Raw genomic sequence first — 9,281 nt, 5'->3', positions numbered from 1 at the left:
TCGGCTTGCTTTAGGATCGCCATGATTTGGCTATCGGTATAACGTGACTTTTTCATGCAGAACCTCCTGCGTATAGATTACGAGAAAATTCTACTTTTGAGCACTATTATTTTTCGGGAGGATTACCTCACTACCTTCCAACCAATTACGCTCAATGTTGAATAAGTCAGCTAGCTCGTCTACAAACTTAGCCGTGATTAATTGCTTAGCATCATTGACGGAAGAAAAACTGGTTGGTGTGAAATTATGGTGATGAAAGATTCGACAGATTTGAGTTCGTTCAATGCCATGTGCTTTACAAATTCGAACGACACGTTTTACAAGGCGTTGTTCTGGTTGCAGATAGTCTGAGATTTGTTGTGCGAGTGCGCTTATCCAGCGAAGTAATCCCGCTGTAGGTATCCATTCCATTTCACCACAATCCTAGGTAGTTGGTTATTAGCAAAGACTTAACTAAGCTTATCTTTGTTATAAGAGGCTTATCTTACTAAATTCCTATAAAGCTAATAGTGATAAAGCGCAGATGGTCGCTTCAATTCTACCTTTTAACACCAGCTAAGAGCAGGATTACCATAAGAGCTTTTTGCATCACTCACTAGCGGAACAAAAACCTATCAAAAGCCCGCGGTGACGGGGCACTTAACGGGCATCGCTTCAGTCGCTTTATATCATAGCAGGCAAGAGCGCCTGCTATGATTAAAGTATCAAAAACCGTTATTCTTCGGGCGGTAGTTTGAAACCGGCCAGCATCTTATCGAGATCCAGTAAGATAATCAGGTGTTCTTCTCGGTAGCATACCCCTTGAACAAACTGTCGTTGACTGTCTTCACGTAACACGCCTGGGGCGCGATCGGTTTCACTTTCCGGTAGGTTGATCACTTCATCAACCCCATCAACCAGAATCCCTAACACTTCTTGATCATCAAATTCGACCACGATAATGCGGGTGTTATGATCGATCTCTCGGTCTTCTAAGCAGAATAGGGTGCGTGAACTTACAACGGTCACCACGCTGCCGCGCAGATTGATAATGCCCAGTACGCCATCCCGTGCACCCGGCACCGGGGTAATATCGGTGTAACGCAAGACCTCTTTTACCTGCATAACATCAATGGCATAAAGCTCCTCGGCAATCGAAAAGGTTGCCCATTTACGATAGGCTTCTTGGCTTTCACCACTCTTTTTATGCAGATCGTACACGTTCGCACTCAGTTCTGCCTGAATCTGCTGTAGTTGTGCTGCTGCGTCTTCAAGACCCATGGGTTGCTCTCTTATGCTATCTGTTTCAGCCAGTGCAGACTTTCAGTCGTGCTGACAGAGGGATTATATTCAAGGCTGGTAATACCTGAGTATCCCATATCATCCAAAGCTTGAAAAATATTGTTGAAGTTTAGTTCCCCAGTTTGAGGTTCATGTCTTCCCGGTACATCGGCAAACTGAATATGGCCAATTTTGTTAAGGTGCTGTCTCAGGGTGTGAATCAGATTCCCCTCCATAATCTGCATATGATAAATATCATACTGCAGCTTTATATTCGGGTGACCGACACGATCAAATAGCGCAAACGCCTGCTGGCTATTATTGAGGAAAAATCCGGGAATATCCTGGGTATTGATCGCCTCAACTAATAGCTGAATGTCGGCATTGGCCATCTGCTGAGCACAAAACTGTAAGTTCTCGATAAAGGTTTTTTCAATAATATCAGCGTTATAATTAACTGGAGATATACCAGATAATATATTGATATTATTGCAGTTTAATGTTTTTGCGTATTCGATCGCCTTAGTTACCCCTTGACGAAACTCGGCCACTCTATCGGGATGACAAGCGATGCCGCGTTCGCCTTTTTCTGGGTCACCAGCAGGGGCGTTTAGCAATACGAGTTGCTGTTGGTTCTGCCTCAGCAAATGAGCAATATCCGCTGCGGGTAATGCATATGGGAACTGAATCTCAACTTTATCAAAGCCCTGTTCGGCGGCTGCCGCAAACCGTTCGGTGAGCGGTACTTCGGTGAAAAGCATACTGAGGTTAACAGCAAAATCTGGCATAAAATAACTCTCTATTGTTCTTATTGGCAGGCTCGTCGTCTTTAGAGATTCGCCGGCTTATCTTTGGAGTAGGGTGATTGGGTTGTTTTATCGTTTAATCTTCGGTCGCCATTATCAGCCTCAAGCTGCAGAAGTAAGCCGCTGTGATCCACTTCTTCTAAGCCGTTATCCACCAGCTTTTGGTATTGCTGATAAGTCTGCTCGACTAAGGGTAGGGTTAGCTGTTCATTCTGAGCGGTATCTAAAATAGTGCGCAGATCTTTCAGTTGCACTCGAGAGGTGGCGCCGGGATTGAATTCACGATCAAGCATGCGTTGACCATGAAGCTCAAGAATTCGGCTGCCAGCAAAGCCGCCTAACAGTGCTTCACGGACAGCGGCAGGATCGGCACCGCCCTCGGCGGCCAGCAGCAGTGCCTCTGACACTGCGCCGATAGTAATACCGACAATCGCCTGATTGGCGCATTTAGCTAGCTGCCCAGACCCGGTTGGACCAATATAAGTGGCTTTGCCGAGGGTCGTGAAAATCGGCTGACAAGCCATAAACACAGTCTTATCGCCGCCTGCCATAATCGACAGCGAGGCCTGTTCGGCACCCACCGTTCCGCCGGAAACCGGCGCATCAAGGTAGTTAACCCCCATCTGCTGCAGCCGCTCGGCGTGTTGCCGAGCCAGTTCTGGAGGAATTGAACTCATATCAATGACCGTGCTACCACGTTTGAAACATGGCTGCGGGGTACCAAACAGTACCTGATCAACGACAGGGCCGTTCTCTAGCATCGTGATGATAATATCGGCATCAGCAATGGCTTCCGCTGGCGAGTCTGCCACGGTGGCGCCTAGGCTGGTTAAGGCATCCGCTTTGCGACGGGTACGATTCCATAGGGTTAGGTTGAAACCCGCTATTAACAGATGGCAGGCCATAGGTCGACCCATCAAACCGATCCCTAAAAAGGCTAGATTCATCGTTATGACTCCGTTACAGGCAGTTGGTCGGTTTTGGTAAGCCGGCAATTTTGCTCGCCAGCTTAGCGGGGCTACCCGGAAAGAGGCTCATCAGATAGATGCTCTTGCCCTTGTCACTTCCTAGTTGTGCGCTAATGGCTTTTATCAGTGGGCGCATCGCCGGAGACATCTCGAACTGCTGATAGAACTGCCGTAACACCTGAAGAACTTCCCAATGTGCTTCACTCAGTGTGATGCCTTCTTCCTGTGCTAGTTGCTCAGCCACCGCGTCATTCCAATCCTCTAGATGGCGCAGGTAACCTTCAGGGTCAACTGGGATCGTCTGCCCATTAACCTGTAAATAGGATGGTTCATGGTTATCGTCTGTCATATTAGAACCAACTCACTACTTTGCTATAACGGCAGCTTAATTCGACAAAACCGTCATAGTCGATAGCCGCAAAGTCGGGATTAAGATCGTTTAAACCCCGCGCCAACGCGTCATTATTGAGCAGATAACACTGTATTGTTCGGGGCAGGCGGGTAAAGTGCTCTGCGTAGGCAGGCATCGCTGCGTATACGCCATTTTCGATTAGCAGCAGCGCATCACCCTCACTGAGGGTCGCTAAGCTGTCACCTAGCGCAGTGCTTTCTGAAGGGGTTTTGTTAATCAGATGTAGTGTCGTCATCAGAAACTCAATACGTGATCCTGTTGTTTGATCAAAGAGGCGATGCCTTGTGAATCCAACAGCGTAATATTTAAGGTGATATCGTCGGGGCGAATCCCCCTCAGGCTTAGTGCTTGCTGACAAACATAGAGCTGATCAATATCGTACATCTCTAGCATCGACAGATTAGCGGAAAGGTTTTTCTGGCCGATCAGAGTAGCTTGGTGATCCGGCAGTAGTTGCAGCACGGCATCATCCATAAACAGCAAACTCAGAGGCTGCTCAAAAACAGAGATCGTCAGCGCAACATCGAGTGCATCTCGTGCGGCACTGCTGCCATAGGGGGCTTTGCGGTTGATAATCAGAAATGATTTTTTAGTATCACTCATTTCAAACTCCAAAAGTCACAACACGGTCCGATACAATGCCGGCCTCGACCAGCTGTCCTAGACCCGACAGGGTAAAACCTGACGCTAGGTTGTGACCGCTTTTTTCATAACGGCGAGCTTCACCTTCATCGAGTACGCCACGGCGAACCGCAGCAGCAATGCAGACCACTAAATCCAGTTGATGTTCACGGGCCAGCGCTGCCCATTCAAGTGGAATATTGGTTTCATCCTGGGGAGGTGCCGCCAGTGCGGAACCACTGTGCACGCCATCGGCATAAAAAAAGACCCGATGAATACTGTGCCCCAGCTTTAGCACGCTGCGACTAAACTGCAGAGCGCTGGCTGATGCCTGAGAGCTATAGGGCGCTCCGGTAATAACGATTGAAAAAATCATAATATTTGATGTCTATAAACTAAAAAAGCCCTGCAATCTTATCAGGATTGCAGGGCTTTGTGTGTGGTTTTCAACCTTGTTGGAAGCTTACTCGTCTTTAAGGAAGCCAACCAAGCTCAGCAGGTGGATAAACAGGTTAAAGATGCTGGTGTAGAGGCTAACGGTAGCCATGATGTAGTTGGTGTAAGTACCGTTAACAATGTTACTGGTGTCATACAGAATGAAACCAGACATCAGCAAGACCACCGCCGCAGACAGTGCTAAATGCATGACGCCAACATTAATCCCGAACATAGGCAGGATCATCAGAGCGACCATGGCGACTAAGACAATAATCAGGCCGGCGGATAAAAATCCACCCATAAAGCTAAAGTCTTTTTTGCTGGTCAGTACGTAAGCAGACAAGCCTAGGAAGGTGGCTGCTGTCATACCCATCGCGGTCATGACGATCTCGCCGCCATTAGCCATACCCAGGTAGCGATTAAGAATAGGACCTAGCGCAAAACCAAACAGGCCAGTGAAGGCAAACACGAGTGGTAACGCCGCAGCACTATTTTGTTTTTTAGAGATCACGAACGTTAGGATCATACCGAGAATCATTGCTCCTAAAGCCAAAATCATCGGTGGGTTGATGACCATAGAGATACCCGCAGTCACCGCGCTGAATACCATTGTCATGGAGAGCAGCATGTAGGTATTGCGAATCACCTTGTTGGTCGACAGTACAGATTGCTCTGAACGGACGGTCATTGTATCGATATTACGCATCTTATCCCTCTGGAAATTTAAGGCGTTAGGTGCCATTTAAGTTTATTGATAGGTTATATATATAGGTTTTTGTCAGCATTTCAACCATACAAGAAATATGTATTAACCGCTTCACCTCTTTATGGCGCGACAGATAACCTTTACTTCATATCTCTATGACCCATTCATCCCCGCTAGGTTCATAGGCAATAGGATGATTTATTGCTAAGCTGCCCGCCTTGATCTATTTAGGTAAGTGATAACGATGTACCCCATCCATGTCATCTTTGAGGATGAACACTATTTCGCAATCGATAAGCCCGCTGGATTGCTGGTGCACCCGAGTCCTATTGAGCGGCGTGCGCCTAACGCGGTAGCGTTGATCCGTGAGCAGTTGGGCATTAAAGCCTATACCGTTCACCGTCTCGACCGGCCGACCTCCGGCGTGTTGATTTTTGCCAAGTCATCGGAGGCAGCCAACAAGCTAAATATCTGTTTTGCTGAACGGCGAGTGCAAAAAACCTATCTCTGTGTCTGTCGAGGTTATACCGAAGAGCAGGAGGTTATTGATTACCCGCTGAAAGAGATTATCGATAAGGTTGCGGATAAAAGAGCAAACCCTAATAAGCCCGCCAAAGATGCGGTCAGTGAATATCGCCGTTTAGGCACGGTGGAGCTACCGATCCCCGTGAGTAAATATCCAGCCGCCCGTTACTCATTAGTCGAGGTAAAGCCCAAAACGGGACGCAAGCATCAAATTCGGCGTCATTTTAAGCATATTTTTCATCCCTTGGTGGGGGATACTCAGCATGGTGACGGCAAACATAATACGCTCTTCCGTGAACACTTTGGCTTAGAGCGGCTATTGCTGATGGCGACACAGCTGGAGTTTATCCATCCCTTTACGCAGCAACCCGTTATCATTAACGCGCCTGTTACCCCTTGGATCGACCAGTTGTTTAGCCAGTTTGGTTGGCAGGGGTTATATCCAGCGCCCCTTGAATGCATCGAGCAACACCGCGATGATGCGGATGACGACTGACGCCATAAATACAACGACCAATGTTGTCCATTAGGCGCGTGTTTCGCCTGCAAAAAAGGCCTTATTAAAAACTTAGGGCCTTATCTCTCAAGCAATCGTTCAAATAGTCGAATAAAACAGATGGTTTAATGACTTTTTCTAACGATTGTCTATTTGTTCGGTGGCACAAATTGCGTATCCTTATCTTTACTGAATAGACACTCTTTTTACTACTCGTGATGGAATCACCTGAATGACCAACAACACCTCCTTTGCTGAGCGCCTGACCGCTCAGTCTGACAAGCTTAAAATCGGTATTATCGGCGCCATGGACGAAGAGGTCGAACTGCTGAAACAAACTCTGGAGGGGCGGGAGGAATATACCATCGCTGGTTATAACCTCTATACCGGAACGCTGCACGGTGTTGACGTTGTGCTGCTTAAATCAGGTATCGGCAAAGTTAATGCCGCGATCGGGACCACGCTGATGCTGCAAACCTTTAAACCGACCTGTGTTATCAATACCGGTTCCGCCGGCGGTTTTGCTGCTGAGTTGGAAGTCGGCGATGTGGTCATCTGTGATGAAGTGCGCCACCACGATGTTGATGTCACCATTTTTGGTTATGAGCATGGCCAGGTGCCGGGCTTGCCTGCGGGCTTTATGCCCGATAATTTCTTGGCCGATGTTGCGCAGCGCTGTATCTCCCAAATGGTCGGCATCAATACCGTCAAAGGTTTAATCGCCACCGGTGATTCTTTTATGAATTGTCCTGAGCGCGTCGCCCAGACGCGCGCACGTTTCCCAACGATGAAAGCGGTAGAGATGGAAGCCGCCGCGATTGCACAAACCTGCTACCAATTTGATATACCCTTTATCGTCATTCGCGCTTTATCGGACATTGCCGGAAAAGAGTCGAACGTATCCTTTGATCAGTTTTTGTTAGTGGCGGCCAAGCACTCGGCTGAAATGGTGATAGCCATTGTCGATAATATTGCTAAAGAAACCCCCTGATAGACATTGTTCGATGCTGAAGATATCGGTATACGTTAAACAATAATCATAAAGAGCCAGATGCTATGACTAAATCTTTCTATCCTCCGCAGCGTACTCTCATGGGCCCCGGTCCTTCTGATGTAGACCCTCGAGTATTGGCTGCCTTGGCACGACCGACCATTGGTCACCTTGACCCTGAATTCATCCGCATGATGGATGAAGTGAAACAGATGTTGCAGTACGCGTTCAAAACAGAAAGCCCGCTAACTATGCCTATTTCGGCACCAGGGTCTGCTGGTATGGAAGCCTGTTTTGTGAATCTGGTCGAGCCGGGTGATAAGGTCATAGTTTGTCAAAACGGTGTCTTTGGCGGGCGGATGAAAGAGAATGTCGAACGCTTTGGCGCCACCGCGATTATGGTAGAAGACGAGTGGGGCAAACCCGTTGATCCCGCAAAAGTGGAAGCTGCGTTTGCCGCCCATAGCGACGTTAAAGTGCTAGCCTTTGTGCATGCAGAAACCTCAACCGGTGTTCTGTCCGATGCCAAAACACTGTGTCAGATTGCCCGTCAACATAACGCATTGACCATTGTTGATGCGGTGACTTCCCTCGGTGGTAGTGAAATAGATGTGGATGGCTGGGGAATCGATGCGGTGTATTCCGGTACGCAAAAATGTCTTTCTTGCCCACCGGGTATTTCACCGGTCAGCTTTAATACCCGTGCGATTGAAGTGATTGAACAACGTAAAAGCAAAACGCCTAGCTGGTTCCTCGATCAAAAATTGGTCATGGGTTATTGGGGCGGTGGTGCTAAGCGGGCTTACCACCATACCGCGCCAGTTAACTCTCTCTATGCGTTCCATGAATCCTTGGTAATGTTAGAAGAGGAGGGTTTGGAAAACGCTTGGGCACGTCATCGCCATCACCACAACGCCTTGCGAGATGGTCTAGAAGCGATGGGCATCGGCTTTTTGGTTGAAGAGCCTTATCGCCTGCCACAGCTTAATTCCGTCTTTGTACCGGAAGGTATTGATGAAGCGCAGGTACGCAACCGTCTGCTTGACGATTATAGTCTTGAAATCGGTGCGGGCCTTGGTGCTCTGGCTGGGAAGGTATGGCGTATCGGCCTGATGGGCACCGCTTGTAACAAAAAGAATGTTCTGCTCTGTCTGAATGCGTTGGAAAACACACTGTCCGCGATGGGCGCCAACATCAACCTTGGCAAAGCGATCCCCGCCGCTGAAGCGGTGTACAGCGCAAAGTAGGGCATTCTTAAATATCTGTCATTACAGGATTTGTTATAAAAGCCTTAACATTCATCAAATAACGTCGACGCTATTTTTGCCGTCATATATTAAGCCGACAAGTCGACGTTATTTGCTTTCTGAACACCACTCATCCCCGTTAACGATTGTTCAGCCTTTAATGCAGTCATGCGTAAAGCGAGATCTAACCTGATCGGCGCATTTATTACTCTTGAATCATCTCATGTACCGCTTTGATATTGGCGGGATGATCCCATTCCCGAGCCCCGACTATTTTTTCAATCAGTACGCCATCGGCACTGATGAGAAAACTAGAAGGCATACCGGCTATTTTCAGTTGCCCAAACGCTTTCCCTTTGCTGTCTAAATAGACGGGCAAATCAAAATCAAATGTTTGCTGAGAGAAAAACTGCGCTACCGTTGTGCCGCTCTGACCAAGATTAACCGCAATAACTTGAAACTTTTCGGGGTCAAACTGCTGCTGCAGTCTCTGTAACGAGGGCATCTCTTCAATGCAGGGTGGGCACCAGGTGGCCCAGAAGTTAACCAATACCAAGCGGCCTTGGTACTGATTGAGGTCGGCAGGTGAGCCGTCAATCTGGCTGATCTCAAGATCGTCATAGAAGCTCTCTACGGCAGAGACCCGAGGGCTAAGCACAGATCCACATAACATGATGATCAGCAAGGCGGTATAACAGTATCGCTTTGCTATCGGTGTGCGGTTAGCGAAGGGAGGGATGATTGATGGCATAATTAGGCTCGAACAATTAAAGGTGTTTGAATATATATCAATTAGCATAGAATAGTCTGA

General features: G+C 47.9%; 13 protein-coding genes. 3 read left to right on the top strand and 10 right to left on the bottom strand.

What is annotated here, in order from left to right; genetic code table 11:
• Nucleotides 1-90 precede the first annotated feature (90 nt).
• From EH243_RS02190 to EH243_RS02150, 9 genes are all read right to left on the bottom strand, one after another.
• Nucleotides 91-411, bottom strand: coding sequence for a hypothetical protein (locus tag EH243_RS02190; protein ID WP_126156989.1), 321 nt, complete (start codon nucleotides 409-411; stop codon nucleotides 91-93).
• A 303-nt stretch (nucleotides 412-714) separates the two neighbouring features.
• Nucleotides 715-1,260: a chemotaxis protein CheW gene (locus tag EH243_RS02185; protein ID WP_126156988.1), complete on the bottom strand. Its 546-nt coding sequence runs from the start codon at nucleotides 1,258-1,260 to the stop codon at nucleotides 715-717.
• An 11-nt stretch (nucleotides 1,261-1,271) separates the two neighbouring features.
• On the bottom strand, nucleotides 1,272-2,048 hold the full coding sequence (otnI, locus tag EH243_RS02180) for a 2-oxo-tetronate isomerase (protein WP_126156987.1): 777 nt from the start codon (nucleotides 2,046-2,048) through the stop codon (nucleotides 1,272-1,274).
• A 41-nt stretch (nucleotides 2,049-2,089) separates the two neighbouring features.
• Nucleotides 2,090-3,013 carry an NAD(P)-dependent oxidoreductase gene (locus tag EH243_RS02175; protein ID WP_126156986.1) on the bottom strand — a complete coding sequence of 308 codons (924 nt, stop codon included), beginning with the start codon at nucleotides 3,011-3,013 and terminating at the stop codon, nucleotides 2,090-2,092.
• A 13-nt stretch (nucleotides 3,014-3,026) separates the two neighbouring features.
• A complete protein-coding gene (locus tag EH243_RS02170; RefSeq protein WP_126156985.1) occupies nucleotides 3,027-3,383 on the bottom strand; it encodes a TusE/DsrC/DsvC family sulfur relay protein in 357 nt (118 codons plus the stop codon).
• A gap of 1 nt (nucleotide 3,384) precedes the next feature.
• Nucleotides 3,385-3,681, bottom strand: a complete 297-nt coding sequence (gene tusB / locus EH243_RS02165) for a sulfurtransferase complex subunit TusB (RefSeq protein ID WP_126156984.1) — start codon at nucleotides 3,679-3,681, stop codon at nucleotides 3,385-3,387.
• Entirely contained in the window at nucleotides 3,681-4,049 is a 369-nt protein-coding gene (tusC, locus tag EH243_RS02160) for a sulfurtransferase complex subunit TusC (protein ID WP_126156983.1), read from the bottom strand. The genes tusB and tusC overlap by 1 nt, the downstream gene beginning before the upstream one ends.
• Nucleotide 4,050: 1 nt before the next feature.
• On the bottom strand, nucleotides 4,051-4,443 hold the full coding sequence (gene tusD / locus EH243_RS02155) for a sulfurtransferase complex subunit TusD (protein WP_126156982.1): 393 nt from the start codon (nucleotides 4,441-4,443) through the stop codon (nucleotides 4,051-4,053).
• A gap of 87 nt (nucleotides 4,444-4,530) precedes the next feature.
• On the bottom strand, nucleotides 4,531-5,211 hold the full coding sequence (locus tag EH243_RS02150) for a Bax inhibitor-1/YccA family protein (protein ID WP_126156981.1): 681 nt from the start codon (nucleotides 5,209-5,211) through the stop codon (nucleotides 4,531-4,533).
• A 244-nt stretch (nucleotides 5,212-5,455) separates the two neighbouring features.
• On the opposite strand from EH243_RS02150, the gene EH243_RS02145 reads away from it, so the two are divergent.
• The 3 genes from EH243_RS02145 to EH243_RS02135 all read left to right on the top strand — a co-directional run bounded on the left by EH243_RS02145 (nucleotide 5,456) and on the right by EH243_RS02135 (nucleotide 8,470).
• Entirely contained in the window at nucleotides 5,456-6,232 is a 777-nt protein-coding gene (locus EH243_RS02145) for a pseudouridine synthase (RefSeq protein ID WP_126156980.1), read from the top strand.
• Between the two features lie 232 nt (nucleotides 6,233-6,464).
• Nucleotides 6,465-7,223 (top strand): 5'-methylthioadenosine/S-adenosylhomocysteine nucleosidase, encoded by a 759-nt coding sequence (gene mtnN, locus EH243_RS02140; RefSeq protein WP_126156979.1) that lies wholly within the window; start codon nucleotides 6,465-6,467, stop codon nucleotides 7,221-7,223.
• Nucleotides 7,224-7,288: 65 nt separating this feature from the next.
• Nucleotides 7,289-8,470, top strand: coding sequence for a pyridoxal-phosphate-dependent aminotransferase family protein (locus EH243_RS02135; protein ID WP_126156978.1), 1,182 nt, complete (start codon nucleotides 7,289-7,291; stop codon nucleotides 8,468-8,470).
• A gap of 205 nt (nucleotides 8,471-8,675) precedes the next feature.
• Here the strand turns inward: EH243_RS02135 and EH243_RS02130 are convergent, their stop codons facing one another.
• On the bottom strand, nucleotides 8,676-9,221 hold the full coding sequence (locus EH243_RS02130) for a TlpA disulfide reductase family protein (protein ID WP_164549022.1): 546 nt from the start codon (nucleotides 9,219-9,221) through the stop codon (nucleotides 8,676-8,678).
• Nucleotides 9,222-9,281 lie beyond the last annotated feature (60 nt).

Origin of the sequence: Amphritea opalescens, from assembly GCF_003957515.1 — a bacterium.
Lineage (GTDB): Bacteria > Pseudomonadota > Gammaproteobacteria > Pseudomonadales > Balneatricaceae > Amphritea > Amphritea opalescens.
Note: the sequence above shows the minus strand (reverse complement) of the source record. Positions and strands in the feature narration are given on the sequence as shown.